Source organism: Pseudomonas sp. NPDC087358, assembly GCF_044900785.1.
Lineage (GTDB): Bacteria > Pseudomonadota > Gammaproteobacteria > Pseudomonadales > Pseudomonadaceae > Aquipseudomonas.
Map to the genome: position 1 here is coordinate 1 of NZ_JBJDOA010000006.1, position 18766 is coordinate 18766.

The window sequence follows — 18766 nt, forward strand, 5'->3', positions numbered from 1 at the left end:
ACCGAGTTCAACTACCGCTACCACACCGACCGCGAGGCGCACATTTTCGTCGGCGTGCAGACCCACCCGGAAACCGACCCGCGCAAGGCGCTGATTGCCAGCCTCACGGGGCAGGGCTTTCCGGTGCTCGACCTGACCGACAACGAACTGGCCAAGCTGCACCTGCGGCACATGGTCGGCGGGCATTCGGAGCGGGTCAGCGATGAAGTGGTGTTCCGGTTCGAATTCCCCGAGCGGCCGGGGGCGCTGTTCAACTTTCTCAACAAGCTGGGCGGCAAGTGGAATATCTCGATGTTCCACTACCGCAACCACGGCGCTGCCGATGGCCGCGTGGTCGCAGGGCTGGTGGTGCCGGAAGATGAGCGGCATCTGGTGCCGCAGGCGCTGGCGGAGATCGGTTATCCGTATTGGGATGAGAGCAACAACCCGGCATATCGGTTGTTTTTGGGCTGACCCGGTTGCTTTTGATTCTGGCCGTAGCCCGTAAGAGCGGGCTTGCCCCGCGAGCTGCCGGGCTCCGGCAGTAAAACCTGAGAACGGCGCATGCCTGACACACCGCATTGGCCGATTTTACTGCCGCTTCGCAGCAGATCGCGGGACAAGCCACGCTCCCACGCCCTCCGGGCAGAAGCGAGTGTGATGAGAGCAAAAACCCGGCAGATCGCGGGACAAGCCATGCTCGGGGCAGAAGCGGCGGGCCAGCGATATCTGGGGCTGACGCAACTTCCTCGGCGCGACTACGCTCAAAGCACCGCCTTCTATAAAGGAACGAACCCGACATGGAACACTTCGCCGCACTGAAAATCCTGCACATGGTCACCACCGCGCTGCTGTTTATCTGCGGGCTCGCGTTGACGGTGTGGATCATTCGCGGGCGCAGGGCCGGGGATCTGACGGTGCAGAATCGCGCCATGCAAAGGCCATGGGTGTTCGTCTGGTTGTTGATGGGTCTGTGCCTGCTGACGTTACCGATCAGCGGTTGGTGGCTGGTGCATTACGCCGGTTGGTCGCTGGGCCAGACCTGGCTGCTGGCGGCCAGTGTGCTTTATACCTTCGGGGCACTGAGCTGGGCGTGGCTGGCGGTGCGGGTCAACCGGCTACGTCGGCCGGTAATTGTCGGTAACGCGAATTTCACCCTGGCGTTGGCGATCTTCAGCGCTGTCTGTTTCGTGGCGATTGCCGGTTTGATGGGTGCCAAGCCGGTATAACGGCTCGGTTTGCTTGCACAGGTGGCACCAAAATGGCTATCGCGAGCAAGCTCACTCCTACACAGGCGCGTAAACACATGTAGGAGTGAGCTTGCTCGCGATGACGTCCTCAATCACGCAGCGAAATCACCGGCCAGCCGCGACGAATCGCTTCAGCGCGCAGTTTCTCGTCCGGGTCCACGGCAACTGGATGAGCCACTTGCTCCAACAAGGGCAAGTCGTTCATCGAGTCACTATAGAAGTAGCTGTCTTCCAGGTTGAACCCGTTCTCTTCCATCCAGCGGTTCAGCCGGGTGACCTTGCCTTCCTTGAAGCACGGCACATCGGTGGTACGGCCGGTATAGCGGCCGTCGAGCATTTCGCATTCGGTGGCCAGCAAGGTTTCTATGCCCAGACGGGCAACCACCGGTGCAGTGACGAAACGGTTGGTCGCGGTGATGACCACCAACTTGTCGCCCGCGTCCCGGTGCCTGGCGATGAGTGCCATGGCTTTTGGCAGGATCAGCGGCTCGATGCAGTCGCGCATGAATTCGCCATGCCACTCGTCGAGTTGAGCCATGTGCGTGCGCCCGAGAATCTCCAGACTGAAGTTCAAGTAGTCGGTCAGGTTCAGGGTGCCGGCCAGATAGTCCTGATAGAACGCATCGTTGCGCGCTTTATAGACAGCACCGTCAAGGATGCCGCGCTCACACAGGTAATCACCCCAGGCGTGATCGCTGTCACCACCAAGCAGGGTGTTGTCGAGGTCGAATAATGCCAGGCGCATGCGGTTACTCGCTGAAATAGCTGAAAAAAGAGCACAAGAATACGAGGTTTGCCCAAGAGATCGCATCTATTAATGCAGTTGTGACGATAAGCTGCCTGCGCCTCGTTGCTGCCTTCACGATCTTTGTGGAACAATGCGGCGACATGCGTTTGCGAGGTTGTAGCCGTGATCGACCCCGATGGTTTCCGCCCTAATGTCGGGATAATTCTGACAAATGATGCTGGCCAGGTCTTATGGGCTCGGCGTATCAATCAAGATGCCTGGCAGTTTCCGCAAGGGGGAATAAACCCTCTGGAGACGCCGGAAGACGCGCTCTACCGAGAATTGAACGAAGAAGTCGGGCTGGAACGGCATGATGTTGAAATTCTTGCCTGCACCCGTGGTTGGTTGCGCTATCGTCTGCCGCAACGTTTGGTGCGTACTCACAGCCAGCCGCTGTGCATCGGCCAGAAGCAAAAGTGGTTTCTCCTGCGCCTGATCTCCAACGAGCAGCGGGTGCGGATGGATTTGACCGGTAAACCGGAGTTCGATGGCTGGCGTTGGGTCAGCTATTGGTATCCGTTGGGCCAGGTGGTGACATTCAAGCGCGAGGTGTATCGACGCGCACTCAAAGAGCTTGCCCCGCGCCTGTTGGCGCGCGACTGACACGGAGTTCGACCCCGAGCCATGCTCAATACGCTGCGCAAGATCGTCCAGGAAGTTAACTCCGCCAAGGATCTCAAGGCGGCGTTGGGGATTATTGTGTTACGCGTCAAAGAGGCCATGAGCAGCCAGGTCTGCTCGGTCTATTTGCTCGACCCCGAATCCAACCGTTTCGTGCTGATGGCCACCGAGGGCTTGAACAAGCGCTCGATCGGCAAGGTCAGCATGGCGCCCAATGAAGGCCTGGTCGGTCTGGTCGGGACGCGTGAAGAGCCGCTGAACCTGGAAAACGCTGCCGATCACCCGCGTTATCGCTACTTTGCCGAAACCGGCGAAGAACGTTATGCCTCCTTTCTCGGCGCTCCGATCATCCACCATCGGCGGGTCGTCGGCGTATTGGTGATCCAGCAAAAGGAACGTCGCCAGTTCGATGAAGGCGAAGAAGCCTTCCTGGTGACCATGAGCGCGCAACTTGCCGGGGTCATTGCCCACGCCGAAGCCACTGGCTCGATCCGCGGGCTGGGGCGTCAAGGCAAAGGCATCCAGGAAGCACGGTTCGTCGGCGTGCCGGGTTCGCCGGGCGCTGCGGTAGGTACCGCACTGGTCATGCTGCCGCCCGCCGATCTTGAAGTGGTGCCGGACAAGAGCGTCTCTGACATCACCGCCGAGCTCAAGCTGTTCCAGACCGCCCTCGAGGGCGTTCGTAGCGACATGCGTACGCTTTCGGCGAAGTTGGCTACGCAGTTGCGTCCTGAAGAACGCGCATTGTTCGACGTTTACCTGATGATGCTCGACGATGCGTCGCTGGGCAGCGAAGTCACCAACGTCATCAAGACCGGCCAATGGGCCCAGGGCGCTCTGCGCTCGGTGGTCAACGAGCACGTCAAGCGCTTTGAACTGATGGACGACGCTTACCTGCGTGAGCGTGCGTCGGACGTCAAGGATTTGGGCCGTCGCTTGCTGGCGTATCTGCAAGAGGCGCGTCAGCAGACGTTGGTCTATCCCGACAACACCATCCTGGTCAGCGAGGAGCTGTCCCCGGCCATGCTCGGCGAAGTTCCGGAGGGCAAGCTGGTCGGCCTGGTGTCGGTGCTGGGCTCGGGTAACTCCCACGTCGCGATTCTGGCCCGTGCCATGGGCATTCCGACGGTCATGGGCGCGGTGGACCTGCCGTATTCCAAGGTCGACGGCATCGAGCTGATCGTCGACGGCTATCACGGCGAAGTCTTCACCAACCCCAGCGAAGCGCTGCGTAAACAGTATTCGGTGGTGGTCGAGGAAGAGCGTCAGCTATCCCAGGGCCTCGATGCCCTGCGCGAATTGCCCTGCATCACGCTCGACGGGCACCGCATGCCATTGTGGGTCAACACCGGCTTGCTCGCCGATGTGGCGCGGGCTCAGCAGCGCGGCGCCGAGGGTGTCGGACTGTATCGCACTGAAGTCCCCTTCATGATCCAGCAGCGTTTCCCGAGCGAGAAGGAGCAGCTGGCGATTTACCGTGAGCAACTGGCGGCGTTCCACCCCTTGCCGGTGACCATGCGTACCCTGGACATCGGCGGTGACAAGGCGCTGTCGTACTTCCCGATCAAGGAAGACAACCCGTTCCTGGGCTGGCGCGGCATTCGTGTCACCCTCGATCATCCGGAAATCTTTCTGGTCCAGACCCGCGCCATGCTCAAGGCCAGCGAGGGTCTGAACAACCTGCGAATTCTGCTGCCGATGATCTCCGGCACTCACGAAACCGAAGAAGCCCTGCACCTGATTCACCGCGCCTGGGGCGAGGTGCGCGACGAAGGCACCGATGTTCCGATGCCACCTGTGGGCGTGATGATCGAAATTCCGGCAGCGGTCTATCAGACCCGGGAGCTGGCGCGGCAGGTGGATTTCCTGTCGGTTGGCTCCAACGACCTGACGCAATACCTCCTGGCGGTCGACCGCAACAACCCGCGGGTGGCCGACCTGTATGACTACCTGCACCCGGCCGTACTGCAGGCGCTGCAGAGCGTCGTACGTGACGCTCACGCCGAAGGCAAGCCAGTGAGCATTTGCGGTGAGATGGCAGGTGATCCTGCTGCTGCGGTGCTGTTGATGGCGATGGGCTTCGACAGCCTGTCGATGAACGCCACCAACCTGCCGAAGGTGAAGTGGATGCTGCGGCAGATCCACCTGAGCAAGGCCAAGGAACTGCTCGCGCAATTGATGAAGAACGACAACCCGCAAGTGATCAGCAGTTCGCTGCAGCTGGCCCTGAGAAACCTGGGCTTGTCGCGGATGATCAATCCGGGGTCTGTGAAGGGGCACTGAGGCTCGGGCATCCAGGGATCGACTGTAGGAGCCGGCTTGCTGGCGAATGCGTCAACTCAGATGCCGCATGGTTGACTGGCACGGCGCTTTCGCCAGCAAGCCGGCTCCCACAATGGCTGTGGTGAGCCAGGCGTTGGGTCATCGCGAGCTAAAGACTTATCTCCACTTCCCCCAACCTCCCGCCATACGGCCCGAAACTGCGCTCTATCAACCTGCGGCTGCCATCGGCATTGACGATCAGCACCGTGCTGGCGCGCGTACCGTAATTGGGGCTGGCGATGAATACGCTGGATAACAGCTTCTCGGTTGCCATGCCCACGCCAGTGCTGGGCAACTGCGCTTCTGGCGCGGATTCGGGGTCGGCCAGGAAGCGAAACAACGGGTCCGGCTGCGGATCGTCGAGGTGTCGTGCCAGCGCGGCCTTGGCTTTCTCCAGTTTCGGCCAAGGGGTGTCGAGCCCGGCGTTGGATACACCATATACCCCAGCCTCCAGACGAACCGGTGTTGGCCTGGCGGCGCTGAGGAAGTGCAACGCTTGCCGGTCACCCACCAACAGATTGAAGCCACCGTATTCGGCCGAGCGCCCGGCGACCTCGCCCAGATACTCGTCGATTGACAATGAACCGGTCAAAAAATGAGCAACCAGCTCTCCGCGAGAACGACGGCCCAGTGGCTGACCCGGATCACGGATATTGGTCAGGGCGGCGAAGCGTCCGTCTGCGCTTACACCCAGCCACGTGCCGCCTGCTTCCAGGTCGCGGCCCGCATAGACATGAGCGGCGTGCTCCCACTGCGCCAGCGGCAGTGTGGGACGGGCGTAGAACTCATCACGATTGGCCGCCAGAATCAGCGGCTGCGAGTGGTCAGGGCGCCAGGCAAAGACGATCAGACACATGCGAGCCTCCTTTTTTTGCCACTCTACCCCAGAACCAGCTGACATCCATCGCACGCTGCTAGAGCAGATACGCCCGCTCCGGTACCATGCCGCACTGATTTCCGGAGACTCCCATGGAATTTCTGCTCTATCTGGCGCTGGGCGCATGCGCCGGCGTGCTGGCCGGCCTGTTTGGCGTCGGTGGCGGCATCATCATCGTCCCCGTGCTGGTGTTCAGCTTCACGCTGCAAGGCTTCGATGCCTCGGTCCTGACTCATCTGGCGGTGGGCACCTCACTGGCGACCATCGTTTTTACATCGATCCAGTCGGTCCGGGCCCATCACCGCATGGGCGCCGTGCAGTGGGCGGTGTTCGCCTGGATGACGGTCGGTATCCTGATCGGCGCAGGGCTTGGCGCGCTGACCGCAAGTTACATCGCCGGGCCGAGCCTGCAGAAGATCATCGGAGTGTTCGCGATTGTGGTTGCCATGCAGATGGCTTTGGACTTCAAACCCAAGGCCAGCCGAGGTGTGCCGGGCAAACCCGGGCTGACCGCGGCCGGTGTGGTGATCGGCTGGGCATCGGCCATTTTCGGCATAGGCGGTGGTTCGCTGACGGTGCCATTCTTGACCTGGCGCAGTCTGACCATGCAGCAGGCGGTGGCAACCTCATCGGCCTGTGGCTTTCCCATCGCGATTGCCAGTGCCATAAGTTTCATGATTCTTGGCTGGCACGACCCCCTGCTGCCCCCGCATAGTCTCGGCTTCGTGTACTTGCCGGCGCTGATTGGCATCGCGGTGACCAGCATGTTTTTCGCTCGATTCGGCGCCAGGCTGGCACATAAACTGTCGCCCCGGGTGCTGAAGCGGCTGTTCGCGCTGTTGCTGGTGGTCGTGGGCACGAGTTTTCTGATCTAGTTTTGTTTTATCGCTCTGTGAGCGTTTTTATCTTGAGGAGTCGCAATGCTGCCTTACCCGCAGATTGACCCGGTAGCCGTGGCCATCGGTCCGCTGCAAATCCATTGGTACGGCCTGATGTATCTGGTCGGTATCGGCAGTGCCTGGTTCCTGGCCTCACGGCGCCTGAATCGTTTTGATCCGACGTGGACCAAGGAAAAACTCTCGGACATGATTTTCTGGGTGGCGATGGGCGTGATCGTCGGTGGACGACTGGGCTATGTGCTGTTTTATGACCTGCCCAACTACATTGCCAATCCGCTGCTGATTTTCGAAGTATGGAAAGGCGGCATGGCGTTCCACGGTGGATTCATCGGCGTGATGATCGCCACCTACTGGTTCGGCAAACGCAACGGCAAGTCGTTCTTCCAACTGATGGACTTCATCGCGCCAATGGTGCCGATCGGTCTGGGTGCCGGGCGTATCGGCAACTTCATCAATGGCGAGTTGTGGGGCAAACCCACCGACCTGCCTTGGGCGATGGTCTTCCCGCCATTCAGCGATCCTGCGCAGTTACCGCGTCATCCGTCGCAGCTGTACCAGTTCGCGCTGGAAGGTGTGGCACTGTTCGTCATTCTCTATTTCTTCTCGCGCAAGCCGCGCCCGACCATGGCGGTTTCCGGCATGTTCGCGTTGTTTTACGGGATCTTCCGCTTCGTTGTGGAGTTCGTTCGAGTGCCGGACGCCCAGTTGGGCTATCTGGCCTGGGGCTGGGTCACCATGGGTCAGATCCTCAGCCTGCCGATGATCATCGGCGGTCTGGTGCTCATCTGGCTGGCCTACCACCGCGCACCGGCTGCCAACAAGGCAGCGGCTTGACATTGAAGGGCCGAACCTACGGGTTCGGCCGGTTCACCGATACAGAGGGCCTTTGGGCATGAAGCAATATCTGGAGCTGTTACAGGACGTGATCGCCAACGGCACGCGCAAAGGCGACCGTACCGGCACGGGCACCACCGCTGTGTTCGGTCGGCAGATCCGTCATAACCTGGCCGACGGCTTCCCGCTGTTGACCACCAAGAAGCTGCACTTCAAGAGCATCGCCAATGAGCTGATCTGGATGCTCAGTGGCAACACCAATACCCAATGGCTCAACGAAAACGGCGTGACCATCTGGGACGAGTGGGCCACCGAAGACGGTGACCTGGGTCCGGTCTACGGTGCTCAGTGGACGGGCTGGCCGACCAAGGATGGCGGCAAGATCAATCAGATCGACTACATGGTCGACTGCCTGAAAAACAACCCCAACAGCCGCCGGATTCTTTTCCATGGCTGGAACACCGAATACCTGCCGGACGAGAAGCTTTCGCCGCAGGAGAACGTCAAGGCCGGGCGCCAGGCGCTGGCGGTCTGTCACCTGCTTTATCAGGCGTTCGTCGCCGACGGCAAGCTGTCGATGCAGTTGTATATCCGCAGCTCTGATGTGTTCCTGGGCCTGCCGTACAACATCGCCGCCCTGGCGTTGCTGACCCACATGCTGGCGCAGCAGTGCGACCTGATCCCTCACGAGATCATCGTCAGCCTGGGAGACACCCACGCCTATTCCAACCACGAGCAGCAGATCGCCACTCAGCTGACCCGGACCCCGAAGGCGTTGCCTCAGCTGAAGATCAACCGCCGCCCGGAAAACATTTACGGCTACCGTTTCGAAGACTTCGAAATCGTCGGCTACGATGCCGACCCGAGTATCAAGGCGCCTGTCGCGGTCTGACATCTGGTTGGCGGCACCTCTTTGTAGCAGTCCGGCTTGCCGGCGGTGGCGTTTTAAAAATCGCTACCGCCGGTGAGCCGGACTGCTACAGGCACCCGCCAGCGGACTTCTCACCTTTTTTCAGATCTGCCCCTTCAACCTGTACCGCTATAAAAACCGCACGAAACTTCTATGTTCTAACTGGTTAACTCCCTTCATATAAAACCCGCGTGAACTGCCATTGTTGCAATTACGTAATAACTGTTTTGCACATGGGTAAACAAAATTGCGTTGATAGATATTTTCAATCTATTGGGCGAATGGTTTTAGTTTAAGTTTTCAGATTGTTTGTCATATAGTCGAGGTCTCTCGAAAGTCTTCAGCCTGACACGCGTTTGGAATTAACTATCCATGACCACGACGAACTTCAGCACTGACACCTTCTCCGACCGAAACTCCGGTCTCTATCGCACCGCCGCACAGATACTCAACGAAGCCGGGATACAGATAAACGGCTCGGCCCCTTCGGACATCCGTTTCAATGCACCCGGCGTTATCGAACGAGCATTCACACAGGGAAACCTGGGGCTCGGCGAAGCCTATATGGACGGCCAGTGGGACAGCGAGCATCTGGATGAATTCTTTCACCGGCTGATGAAAACCGGCATGACCGACGACGTCAAACCCATGCGGCTGGTGTTCTACGCGCTGATGGCCAGGTTCATGAATCGCCAGAGCGTCCGGCGCTCCAGGACCGTTGGCCAAGTGCACTACGATCTTGGCAACGCGTTCTACTCGACCATGCTCGACTCGCGCATGACCTATACCTGTGGCTACTGGGAGAACGCGAATAACCTGGAAGAAGCCCAGGTTGCCAAGCTGGACATGATCTGCCGCAAGCTGCAGCTAAAGCCGGGGATGCGCGTGCTGGACATCGGTTGCGGCTGGGGCAGCTTCATGAGCTATGCCGCCGAGCACTATGGCGTGGAGGCGGTCGGGGTAAGTATCTCCAAAGAGCAGATCGCCTGGGCCAAGGAGCGCTACAAGCACTTGCCGCTGGAGTTTCGCTTCCAGGACTACCGTGAACTGGATGAGCAGTTCGATGCCATTGCCAGTGTGGGTATGTTTGAACATGTCGGCCGCAAGAACCATCGCCAATACATGGAGCTGGCTCATCGTTGTTTGAAACCCGGCGCACTGTTCTTGTTGCACACGATCGGCAAGAACCAGCGCAGTTCTTATCCTGACCCGTGGATCGACAAATATATATTCCCCAACGGCGACCTGCCCTCGATAGGACAGATGGGTGACGCCATGGACGGTCTGTTTGTCGTAGAAGATCTGCATAACTTCGGCGCCGATTATGACAAGACGCTGATGGCCTGGCATGACAACTTCATCAAGGCCTGGCCGCAATTCCAGGCGCAATTGGGCGAGCGCTTCTACCGCATGTGGCGTTACTACCTGTTGTCCTGCGCCGGCGCGTTTCGGGCCCGGGACATTCAGTTGTGGCAGTGGGTGCTGTCCAAAGGCGGCGTGCCCCACGGCTATCAGCGCAGCCAGATTTGAACCTGCCACATTCCACATTCCCTGTAGCAGTCCGGCTTGCCGGCGCTGGCGTACGCAAGATCGCTACCGCCGGCAAGCCGGACTGCTACAGGAATGTTCGATTTCGCTTCAATCGTCGCTGCCTATCGATCAATAAGTAATCAATTAATATCCTCTATCTACCCCGTACACAGTGCCAATGAGCTAATCCCCGCGCTTTTCCTTATCGTTCTCCCCATCAAACAGACAAAGGCCGGCTTCATGAGGAGTCGCCCAAGACAGTGATGACCCGTGGAGATACGCGCATGAGCAACAAACTGACGACCGCATTCGGCGCCCCCGTAGTCGATAACCAGAACATCCAGACTGCCGGTCCCCATGGCCCGGCACTGCTGCAGGATGTCTGGTTCCTCGAGAAGCTGGCGCACTTCGATCGCGAAGTCATTCCGGAGCGCCGCATGCACGCCAAGGGCTCGGGCGCGTTCGGTACTTTCACCGTGACCCACGACATTACCCAATACACCCGCGCGAAAATCTTTTCCGAGATCGGCAAGAAAACCGAGATGTTCGCGCGCTTCTCCACCGTGGCCGGTGAGCGTGGCGCGGCCGACGCCGAACGCGACATTCGCGGTTTCGCCCTGAAGTTCTACACCGAGGAAGGCAACTGGGACATGGTCGGCAACAACACGCCAGTGTTCTTCTTGCGTGACCCGCTGAAATTCCCCGATCTGAACCACGCCGTCAAACGCGATCCGCGTACCGGCATGCGCAGCGCCGAGAACAACTGGGACTTCTGGACCCAATTGCCTGAGTCGTTCCACCAGGTGACTATCGTCATGAGCGAACGCGGGATCCCGCGCAGCTTCCGCGAAATGCACGGCTTCGGTAGCCACACTTACAGTTTCCTGAACGCACAGCACGAGCGCTTCTGGGTCAAATTCCACTTCGTCTCGCAGCAGGGCATTGCCAACCTGACCGATGCCGAGGCCCAAGCGGTAGCCGGCGGTGATCGTGAATCCCACATGCGCGACCTGTACGAAAACATCGAACACAGCAATTTCCCGCGCTGGAAACTGTGCGTGCAGATCATGCCGGAGAAGGAAGCGGGTGCTTACCGCATCAACCCGTTCGACCTGACCAAAGTCTGGCCAAAGGCCGACTACCCGCTGATCGAAGTCGGTTTCTTCGAGCTCAACCGCAATGCTGACAACCATTTTGCCGATGTCGAGCAGGCAGCGTTCGCCCCCTCCAACGTAGTGCCGGGCATTAGTTTCTCTCCGGACAAAATGCTGCAGGGCCGTTTGTTCTCGTACGGCGATGCTCAGCGCTACCGTCTGAGCGTCAACTACCACCAGATTCCGGTGAACTCACCACGGGCCGCGCTGCACGTGAACAGCTATCACCGCGATGGCCTGATGCGCATCGACGGCAACCGTGGCGGCATGACTTCGTACGAGCCCAACACCAAGGGCGCATTCCAGGAGCAGCCGGATTTCCGTGAGCCACCGCTGTCGATCGAAGGCGCGGCAGGGCACTGGAATCACCGCGTGGATGACGACTACTTCTCGCAGCCGGGCAACCTGTTCCGCAACATGAGCCCGCAACAGAAACAGGCGCTGTTCGACAACACTGCACGGGCGCTGCGCGGCGTATCGGCACCGGTAATCCAGTTGCACATCAAGCACTGCTTCCTGGCGGATCCGGCCTATGGCGCCGGTGTGACAGAGGCGGTTGAGCGAATCCACCACGGCTGATCACTGCTGAAAACAAAGCCCCCGACCTGAATGCCAGGGTGGGGGCTTTTTTTTGGCCGACAGGTCATGGATTTGCCTCAATGCCCGTGACTTCTGCCCACATGCGAATGCTCGACATCCACGGTCACCACGCTGCCGCTGACTTCCAGCCGATCGAGAATCCCGCAATGATCCGGCGCACCTTCGCTACAGCGCTGGCGCAGGTCGAGTAATTGCTCCTGCAGCGCCTGCAGACTGTCGATGCGTGCGCTGACGTGCTGGATGTGCTCATCGATCAGCGCATTGACGCTCTCGCACTGATCCTGCGGGCTGTCGCGCAGGGCCAGCAGGCTGCGGATTTCATCGAGGGTCATGTCCAGGCTGCGGCAGTTGCGGATGAAGGTCAGGCGCTCGACGTGTTCTTGGGTGTACAGCCGATAATTGCCTTCACTGCGCGCGGGCGCCGCCAGCAGGCCTTCGCGCTCGTAATAGCGGATGGTTTCAACGGGGCAGTCGGTGAGTTTGGCCAACTCACCGATCTTGAAAGACGCATTCATGATCATCAATCTCATTATGTGGCTTGACCCTATAGTGGCTACAGGGTGTTCACTTGGCAACACGCACACCAAGAGACTCAACCCATGAGTGACTCTGTACACAAACATTCGCCGCACGACCATGCTGATCATGAGCATTCAGAACACGATCATTCAGGTCACGATCATGGCGCTCATGATCATGCGTCTGCCCGGTTTACCCCGGTGCATAAGCATGATCACGATGCTCACGCCTGTTGCTCCCACGAAAGCGCCCCGGCTTCTGTCACCGTCGGCAATACCACGGGCGATGCGGTGCAACGGAGCAGCTTTCGCATCGAGGCCATGGATTGTCCGACTGAGCAGACGCTGATCCAGAACAAGCTGGGCAAGATGGCCGGCATCCAGAAACTCGAATTCAACCTGATCAATCGCGTATTGGGGGTCTGGCACGAGTTGCCATCGACCGATCCGATTCGCGAAGCGATCGGCTCGCTGGGCATGCAGGCGGATGTGATCGAGGAGGGCGCCGACCAGCCAACCGCGTCCTTGCCTGCGCCGAACAAGCCCTGGTGGCCGCTGGCATTGTCCGGGGTCGCGGCTGTAGCTGCTGAAGTCATCCACTTCAGCAACGCTGCACCTACCTGGGTGGTGGCGCTGATTGCACTGGTGGCGATATTCAGTGGCGGTCTGACCACCTATAAAAAGGGCTGGATAGCCCTGAAAAACTTCAACCTGAACATCAACGCGCTGATGAGCATCGCGGTGACCGGTGCCGTATTCATCGGCCAGTGGCCGGAAGCGGCGATGGTGATGTTCCTGTTCACTGTGGCCGAGCTGATCGAAGCCAAGTCGCTGGACCGCGCCCGCAACGCCATCGGCGGGTTGATGCAACTGACGCCGGAAACGGCCACGGTGCAGCAGGACGGACAGTGGGTCGAGGTTGAGGTCAAGCAGATCGCCTTGGGCAGCGTGGTGCGCGTCAAGCCGGGTGAGCGGATCGGTCTCGATGGCGAAGTTGTCGCCGGGCAGTCCAGTATCGACCAGGCGCCGATCACCGGTGAAAGCCTGCCGGTGGAAAAAACCGTTGGCGACAAGGTATTCGCCGGCACCATCAATCAGGCAGGCTCGCTGGAATACAAGGTGACTGCGGCGGCTGACAACTCGACACTGGCGCGGATCATCCATGCGGTCGAGGCAGCACAGGGTGCGCGGGCGCCGACGCAGCGCTTCGTCGACAGTTTCTCGAAAATCTATACCCCGGCGGTGTTCGCCCTGGCGTTGGCAGTGGCGGTGATCCCGCCGCTGTTCATGGGCGCAGTATGGTTCGACTGGATCTACCGCGCGCTGGTGTTGCTGGTCGTCGCCTGCCCATGCGCACTGGTGATTTCCACCCCGGTGAGCATCGTCAGTGGTCTGGCTGCCGCAGCGCGCAAGGGCATCCTGGTCAAGGGCGGTGTGTATCTGGAAATGGGCCACCGCCTGACTTACCTGGCGCTGGACAAGACTGGCACCATCACTCACGGCAAGCCAGTGCAGACTGACTACGTGCTGCTCGATGAGTCGTTTGGCGACAGGGCCGTAGCCATTTCCGCGAGCCTGGCCGGACGCTCCGATCACCCGGTGTCGCAGGCGATTGCCAAGGCTGCGCAAGAGCAGTCGCTGCTTGAAGTCGAGGCGTTCGAGGCCCTCAGCGGGCTCGGTGTCAGGGGTCAGGTGGAAGGCCGGTTGTACCACTTGGGCAACCATCGTCTGGTGCATGACTCAGGGTTGTGTTCGACGGAGCTGGAGGCGCGTCTCGAGGCGTTGGAAACCCAAGGCAAGACCGTGGTGCTGTTGTTCGATGCTTCTGGTCCCCTGGCGTTGTTCGCCGTTGCCGATACAGTCAAGGAAAGCAGTCGGGAAGCCATCGCGCAGTTGCATGCCCTGGGTGTGAAAACCGTCATGCTGACCGGGGATAACCCGCATACGGCCAAGGCGATTGCCGCTCAGGTGGGCATCGATCAGGCTCAGGGCAATCTGTTGCCCAGCGACAAGCTGCAAGCCATTGAGGCGTTGTACGCGCAGAAGCATCGGGTGGGGATGGTCGGTGACGGCATCAACGACGCGCCGGCGCTGGCCCGTGCCGAGATCGGTTTCGCCATGGCGGCCGCCGGCACCGACACCGCCATCGAAACCGCCGATGTCGCTTTGATGGATGATGATCTGCGTAAGATCCCGGCGTTCATTCGCCTGTCGCGAGACACCTCGGCGGTGCTCAAGCAGAACATCGCCCTGGCCTTGGTGATCAAGGTGATTTTCCTCGGGTTTACCTTCGCCGGTGTAGCGACCATGTGGATGGCGGTGTTCGCCGACATGGGAGTCAGCTTGCTGGTGGTGTTCAACGGGTTGCGGTTGTTGCGCAAGTGACAAACGCACCACTGCCTGCTGTTGATTCTGGCCGAAGGCCGTAGGAGCAAGCGGGACTCCCACGCCCTTTGGGCAGAAGCGCGGTGGCCGGTAATTACGGGGCAAGTCCAACGCACGCTCAGCGGACCTGACACGCGCCTGGCGTTTTTGATTCTGGCCGAAGGCCGTAGGAGCCAGCTTGCTCGCGATCTGCTGCGCAGCAGCAGTAAAACCACGCACCTCGGTCTCTTTAGAAACACCGCGTTGTCAGGGTTTTGCTGCCGGTTCCCGGCAGATCGTCGGCAAGCGGGACTTCCATGCCCTTCGGGCAGAAGCGCAGCGGTGGTTGGCTTACTTCCCGTACGTCTCCCGCCCCCAGGCAATCATCCCTTCCAGCAACTCTTTCAATACCACGCGCGTCGGCTCGGCCAGATCCGGGCGGTAGTGGAAGGGTACGAACTCATCCATATACGTGCTTTGCGCCAGTTCCAGTTGCACGGCGTGGATATGCTCGCCCGGGTTGCCGTAGTGGCGGGTGATGTGGCCACCCTTGAAGCGCCCGTTGAGCACATGGGCGTAGTTTTTCGCGCTGGCGCAGATGGACTCCACGCGTTGTTCCAGACCCGCAGCACAGCTTGCGCCATTGAAAGTGCCCAGGTTGAAGTCCGGCAAGCGGCCATCGAACAGGTGCGGGATGTGCCCGCGAATTGAGTGAGCATCAAACAACAGCGCGTAGCCGAATTCGTCCCGCAGGCGTTCGAGCTCTGTGCGCAGCATGTCGTGGTAGGGCGTCCAGATTTTCTCCAGGTACGTTGCCCGTTCTTCCTGGCTAGGCATCTGGCCTTCCTTGAACAACGGATCGCCTTCGAACAGCGTCGAGGGATACAGACCGGTGGTGGCGCCCGCATAGAGCGGTTTGTCGTCGGAGGGGCGATTGAGGTCGATGACGAAGCGCGAGTATTCAGCGGCCAGCGTGCTGGCGCCCAGCTCGTGGGCGAAGTCATACAGGCGCGGGATGTGCCAGTCGGTGTCGGGCAGGCTCACGGCCTCGTCCACCAGACCGTCTCGTACGGCGGGCGTCAGGTTCAGCCCTGGGTGCGGCATGCTGATCAGCAGCGGTATGCGACCGCGAGTGAAACTCAGAACCTTGTCCACGGTGTTCTCCCGATTTGAAGAGTGGGTTTGATCAAAAAGTGCTCAACTGGCCGTGACGCACGACGCGCTTGTCCAGGTCACCGCCCAGCCAGTAGGCCAGGTCTGCCGGCCGCTCGATATCCCAGGCGACAAAATCGGCGACCTTGCCGACTTCCAGCGAACCGTGGGTATCGGCCATGCCCAGCGCCTTGGCTGCGTGAATCGTTGCGCCGGCCAGCGCTTCTTCCGGGGTCATGCGGAACAAGGTGCAGGCCATGTTCAGCATCAGGCGCAGCGAAAGGCCCGGCGAGGTGCCCGGGTTGAGGTCGGTGGCGATGGCAATCTTCACGCCGTGCTTGCGCAGGGCCTCCATCGGCGGCAACTGGGTTTCACGCAAGAAGTAGAATGCGCCCGGCAGCAGAACCGCGACCGTACCTGCGGCGGCCATGGCGATGGCGTCTGCTTCGGTCATGAACTCCAGGTGATCGGCGGACAGTGCCTGGTAGCGCGCCGCAAGACTCGAACCATGTAGCGATGACAATTGCTCGGCATGCAGCTTGACCGGCAGGCCCAACTGACCTGCCGTAATGAACACCTGTTCGACCTGCTCGGGCGAAAACGCCAGGTATTCGCAGAAGGCATCGACCGCATCCATCAGATTTTCCGCTGCCAGCGCCGGCAACATTTCACTGCAGATGTGGGCGATGTAATCGTCGGCGCGGTCTTTGTATTCCGGCGGCAGGGCGTGAGCGGCAAGGCAAGTGCTGCGCACGGTGACCGGCAGGTTTTCACCGAGCTGACGAATCACCCGCAGAATCTTGCGCTCGCTGTCCAGATCCAGGCCATAGCCGGATTTGATCTCCACGGTGGTCACGCCATCCTTGAGCAAATGCTGCAAGCGGCGCTCGGCACTGGCGTACAACTGTTGCTCACTGGCTGCGCGGGTGGCGCGAACGGTGCTGGCGATTCCGCCGCCGGCGGCTGCGATTTCGGCATAGCTGACGCCTTGCAGGCGCTGCTCGAACTCACCACTGCGGTTGCCGCCGAACACCGTATGGGTGTGGCAATCGATCAGGCCGGGGGTGACCCAGGCGCCGCCCAGGTCCACGCGTTCGATACTGCCCTGGTCTGGCAGCTCACTGCGCGGCCCAATCCATGCAATGTGCGCCCCTTCGGTCACGATGACAGCGTCCTCGATGATCGAGTAACTACCGTTCGCCATGCTTGCCGCATGACAGTTATGCCAGAGCGTTTTCATCAGTGCCTCCAGGATTTCTTGAATCAGGTTGTACGAACGCCGCATTCTCGTACGGCAACGATCTCTCTGTAGCAGTGCGGCTTGCCGGCGGTAGCGATCTTCAGTCCGTCAGCCCCGGCAAGCCCTGCTGCTACAGGTCGGCGGCGCGGGCCATGTGCATTTTTGGCTTTACCCAGACCCGATAGGCAATCACCAGCAGCGCAATCCAGATCGCGCCGACCAGCAGTGCCGGCTGGCTGTCCGGGAAATACCCCAACACGCCGAACACGAACACCATGAAGGCGGTGGCGACCACTGGCGCGACGGGCCACAGCGGTACCGGGAATTTCAGTTGCGCGACTTCCTCGCGGCTCATCGAACGGCGCATCGCGATCTGCGTGACCAGGATCATCAGCCATACCCAGACAGTGGCGAAGGTCGCGATGGATGCGATCAGCAGGAACACGTTTTCCGGGATCAGGTAGTTCAGCACCACGCCGCACAGCAAGGCGGCGCCCATCACCAGCACGGTCATCCACGGCACGCCCTGTTTCGACAGCCGGGCGAAACCCTTCGGCGCCTGTCCCTGACGAGCCAGGCCATACATCATTCGGCCCGCGCCGAAGATGTCGCTGTTGATCGCCGACACCGCCGCCGAAATCACCACGATGTTGAGGATGATCGCAGCGTAGGAAATCCCCAGTTTGTCGAAAATCTGCACAAACGGGCTGCCCTCGCTGCCGATCTGTTGCCACGGGTAGAGTGACATCAGCACGAACAGCGTCAGCACGTAAAACAGCAGAATGCGCAGCGGCACGGCGTTGATCGCACGCGGAATCACTTGCTCGGGATTGCGCGCTTCACCCGCCGCGACGCCGATGATTTCGATACCGCCAAAGGCGAACATCACCACCGCCAGCGACGCCACCAGACCGCCTACCCCGTTTGGCATGAAGCCGCCCTGAGTCCACAGGTTACTCACGTGGCTGACACTTTCGCCGGACACCGATCCGATGCCGAACAGCATGATCCCGAAGCCTGCGAGGATCATTGCGATGATCGCGCCGACCTTGAGCAGCGACAGCCAGAACTCGGTTTCCCCGAATACCTTGACGCTGCACAGATTGAGCGCGCCGATCAACAACACGATGCCCAGCACCCAGATCCAGCGCGGGACATCCGGGAACCAGAAGCCCATGTAAATGCCGAACGCGGTGACATCGGCCAGACACACGATGATCATCTCGAAGGCGTAGGTCCAGCCGAGCACGAAGCCGGCCATCGGGCCCAGGTAGGTGGTGGCGTATTCGGCGAACGAGCCGGCCACCGGATTGCGCACGGCCATCTCGCCGAGTGCGCGCATGACCATGTACACCGCGGCACCGGCGATGATGTAGACCAGCAGCACAGCGGGCCCTGCCAGTTTGATGGCCGACGCCGAGCCGTAAAACAATCCGGTGCCAATCGCCGAACCCAGCGCCATGAAGCGAATGTGGCGAGCACTGAGCCCGCGTTTCAAATCTGTATCGTTTTGCGGTTTCATCTCACGCTTTCCTAGTCTTTCTTTTACTGTGGAATGACGGCGCGAAAATACACCCCTTGTAGGCCTTCGCTTGCTCGCGATAGCGCTGTGTCAGACAACCGATCGATGTCTGACACAGCGCATCGCGAGCAAGCTCACGCCTACGGTCGGGCGGCGTAATGCCAAAATCTCGTCACCCTCACTCCAATGACAGGCCCTCCTGGCCCG

At 60.1% G+C, this 18766-nt stretch carries 15 protein-coding genes and 1 pseudogene; 10 read left to right on the forward strand and 6 right to left on the reverse strand.

Features of this window, described 5'->3' with window-relative positions; all coding sequences use genetic code 11:
- Together ACI2KS_RS15360 and ACI2KS_RS15365 are read left to right on the forward strand one after the other, a co-directional pair.
- Nucleotides 1–453: pseudogene (locus ACI2KS_RS15360) on the forward strand (threonine ammonia-lyase, biosynthetic); the annotation flags it as partial.
- 326 nt (nt 454–779) lie between these two features.
- Nucleotides 780–1208 (forward strand): DUF2269 family protein, encoded by a 429-nt coding sequence (locus ACI2KS_RS15365; protein ID WP_404621650.1) that lies wholly within the window; start codon nt 780–782, stop codon nt 1206–1208.
- Between the two features lie 109 nt (nt 1209–1317).
- On the opposite strand, the gene ACI2KS_RS15370 is transcribed toward ACI2KS_RS15365, so the two are convergent.
- On the reverse strand, nt 1318–1974 hold the full coding sequence (locus tag ACI2KS_RS15370) for an HAD family hydrolase (RefSeq protein WP_404621652.1): 657 nt from the start codon (nt 1972–1974) through the stop codon (nt 1318–1320).
- A 165-nt stretch (nt 1975–2139) separates the two neighbouring features.
- On the opposite strand from ACI2KS_RS15370, the gene ACI2KS_RS15375 reads away from it, so the two are divergent.
- Both ACI2KS_RS15375 and ptsP read left to right on the forward strand, forming a co-directional pair.
- Nucleotides 2140–2619 (forward strand): RNA pyrophosphohydrolase, encoded by a 480-nt coding sequence (locus ACI2KS_RS15375; RefSeq protein ID WP_404621654.1) that lies wholly within the window; start codon nt 2140–2142, stop codon nt 2617–2619.
- A gap of 21 nt (nt 2620–2640) precedes the next feature.
- Nucleotides 2641–4920, forward strand: a complete 2280-nt coding sequence (gene ptsP, locus ACI2KS_RS15380) for a phosphoenolpyruvate--protein phosphotransferase (protein WP_404621656.1) — start codon at nt 2641–2643, stop codon at nt 4918–4920.
- A 148-nt stretch (nt 4921–5068) separates the two neighbouring features.
- Here the strand turns inward: ptsP and ACI2KS_RS15385 are convergent, their stop codons facing one another.
- On the reverse strand, nt 5069–5815 hold the full coding sequence (locus ACI2KS_RS15385; protein ID WP_404621658.1) for an NRDE family protein: 747 nt from the start codon (nt 5813–5815) through the stop codon (nt 5069–5071).
- Between the two features lie 113 nt (nt 5816–5928).
- On the opposite strand from ACI2KS_RS15385, the gene ACI2KS_RS15390 reads away from it, so the two are divergent.
- The 5 genes from ACI2KS_RS15390 (at nt 5929) to ACI2KS_RS15410 (ending at nt 11742) form a co-directional block, all read left to right on the forward strand.
- Nucleotides 5929–6711, forward strand: coding sequence for a sulfite exporter TauE/SafE family protein (locus tag ACI2KS_RS15390; protein ID WP_404621660.1), 783 nt, complete (start codon nt 5929–5931; stop codon nt 6709–6711).
- Nucleotides 6712–6756: 45 nt separating this feature from the next.
- Complete coding sequence (gene lgt, locus ACI2KS_RS15395; protein WP_404621662.1) at nt 6757–7569, forward strand: prolipoprotein diacylglyceryl transferase; 813 nt, start codon at nt 6757–6759, stop codon at nt 7567–7569.
- A 58-nt stretch (nt 7570–7627) separates the two neighbouring features.
- The gene (locus ACI2KS_RS15400) at nt 7628–8461 is read left to right on the forward strand and encodes a thymidylate synthase (protein WP_404621664.1); all 834 of its coding nucleotides are present in this window, start codon (nt 7628–7630) and stop codon (nt 8459–8461) included.
- Nucleotides 8462–8851: 390 nt separating this feature from the next.
- Nucleotides 8852–10009 (forward strand): cyclopropane fatty acyl phospholipid synthase, encoded by a 1158-nt coding sequence (gene cfa, locus ACI2KS_RS15405; RefSeq protein WP_404621666.1) that lies wholly within the window; start codon nt 8852–8854, stop codon nt 10007–10009.
- A gap of 284 nt (nt 10010–10293) precedes the next feature.
- Nucleotides 10294–11742: a catalase gene (locus tag ACI2KS_RS15410; RefSeq protein WP_404621668.1), complete on the forward strand. Its 1449-nt coding sequence runs from the start codon at nt 10294–10296 to the stop codon at nt 11740–11742.
- Between the two features lie 77 nt (nt 11743–11819).
- Here the strand turns inward: ACI2KS_RS15410 and cadR are convergent, their stop codons facing one another.
- On the reverse strand, nt 11820–12278 hold the full coding sequence (gene cadR / locus ACI2KS_RS15415) for a Cd(II)/Pb(II)-responsive transcriptional regulator (protein ID WP_404621670.1): 459 nt from the start codon (nt 12276–12278) through the stop codon (nt 11820–11822).
- Nucleotides 12279–12362: 84 nt separating this feature from the next.
- On the opposite strand from cadR, the gene ACI2KS_RS15420 reads away from it, so the two are divergent.
- The gene (locus ACI2KS_RS15420; RefSeq protein WP_404621672.1) at nt 12363–14666 is read left to right on the forward strand and encodes a heavy metal translocating P-type ATPase; all 2304 of its coding nucleotides are present in this window, start codon (nt 12363–12365) and stop codon (nt 14664–14666) included.
- Nucleotides 14667–14996: 330 nt separating this feature from the next.
- Here ACI2KS_RS15420 and hutG read toward each other — a convergent pair whose 3' ends face one another.
- From hutG to ACI2KS_RS15435, 3 genes are all read right to left on the reverse strand, one after another.
- Nucleotides 14997–15800, reverse strand: a complete 804-nt coding sequence (hutG, locus tag ACI2KS_RS15425) for an N-formylglutamate deformylase (protein ID WP_404621674.1) — start codon at nt 15798–15800, stop codon at nt 14997–14999.
- 31 nt (nt 15801–15831) lie between these two features.
- Entirely contained in the window at nt 15832–17037 is a 1206-nt protein-coding gene (gene hutI / locus ACI2KS_RS15430) for an imidazolonepropionase (protein ID WP_404621676.1), read from the reverse strand.
- A 130-nt stretch (nt 17038–17167) separates the two neighbouring features.
- On the reverse strand, nt 17168–18559 hold the full coding sequence (locus ACI2KS_RS15435; RefSeq protein WP_404621678.1) for an amino acid permease: 1392 nt from the start codon (nt 18557–18559) through the stop codon (nt 17168–17170).
- Nucleotides 18560–18766: the final 207 nt, after the last annotated feature.

Bases quoted from the DNA above. Each gene is read 5' to 3' on its own strand.
- ACI2KS_RS15365 (WP_404621650.1), top strand. From the start codon at position 780: ATGGAACACTTCGCCGCACTGAAAATCCTGCACATGGTCACCACCGCG.
- ACI2KS_RS15370 (WP_404621652.1), bottom strand. From the start codon at position 1,974: ATGCGCCTGGCATTATTCGACCTCGACAACACCCTGCTTGGTGGTGAC.
- ptsP (WP_404621656.1), top strand. From the start codon at position 2,641: ATGCTCAATACGCTGCGCAAGATCGTCCAGGAAGTTAACTCCGCCAAG.
- ACI2KS_RS15385 (WP_404621658.1), bottom strand. From the start codon at position 5,815: ATGTGTCTGATCGTCTTTGCCTGGCGCCCTGACCACTCGCAGCCGCTG.
- ACI2KS_RS15390 (WP_404621660.1), top strand. From the start codon at position 5,929: ATGGAATTTCTGCTCTATCTGGCGCTGGGCGCATGCGCCGGCGTGCTG.
- lgt (WP_404621662.1), top strand. From the start codon at position 6,757: ATGCTGCCTTACCCGCAGATTGACCCGGTAGCCGTGGCCATCGGTCCG.
- ACI2KS_RS15400 (WP_404621664.1), top strand. From the start codon at position 7,628: ATGAAGCAATATCTGGAGCTGTTACAGGACGTGATCGCCAACGGCACG.
- cfa (WP_404621666.1), top strand. From the start codon at position 8,852: ATGACCACGACGAACTTCAGCACTGACACCTTCTCCGACCGAAACTCC.
- ACI2KS_RS15410 (WP_404621668.1), top strand. From the start codon at position 10,294: ATGAGCAACAAACTGACGACCGCATTCGGCGCCCCCGTAGTCGATAAC.
- cadR (WP_404621670.1), bottom strand. From the start codon at position 12,278: ATGAATGCGTCTTTCAAGATCGGTGAGTTGGCCAAACTCACCGACTGC.
- ACI2KS_RS15420 (WP_404621672.1), top strand. From the start codon at position 12,363: ATGAGTGACTCTGTACACAAACATTCGCCGCACGACCATGCTGATCAT.
- hutI (WP_404621676.1), bottom strand. From the start codon at position 17,037: ATGAAAACGCTCTGGCATAACTGTCATGCGGCAAGCATGGCGAACGGT.
- ACI2KS_RS15435 (WP_404621678.1), bottom strand. From the start codon at position 18,559: ATGAAACCGCAAAACGATACAGATTTGAAACGCGGGCTCAGTGCTCGC.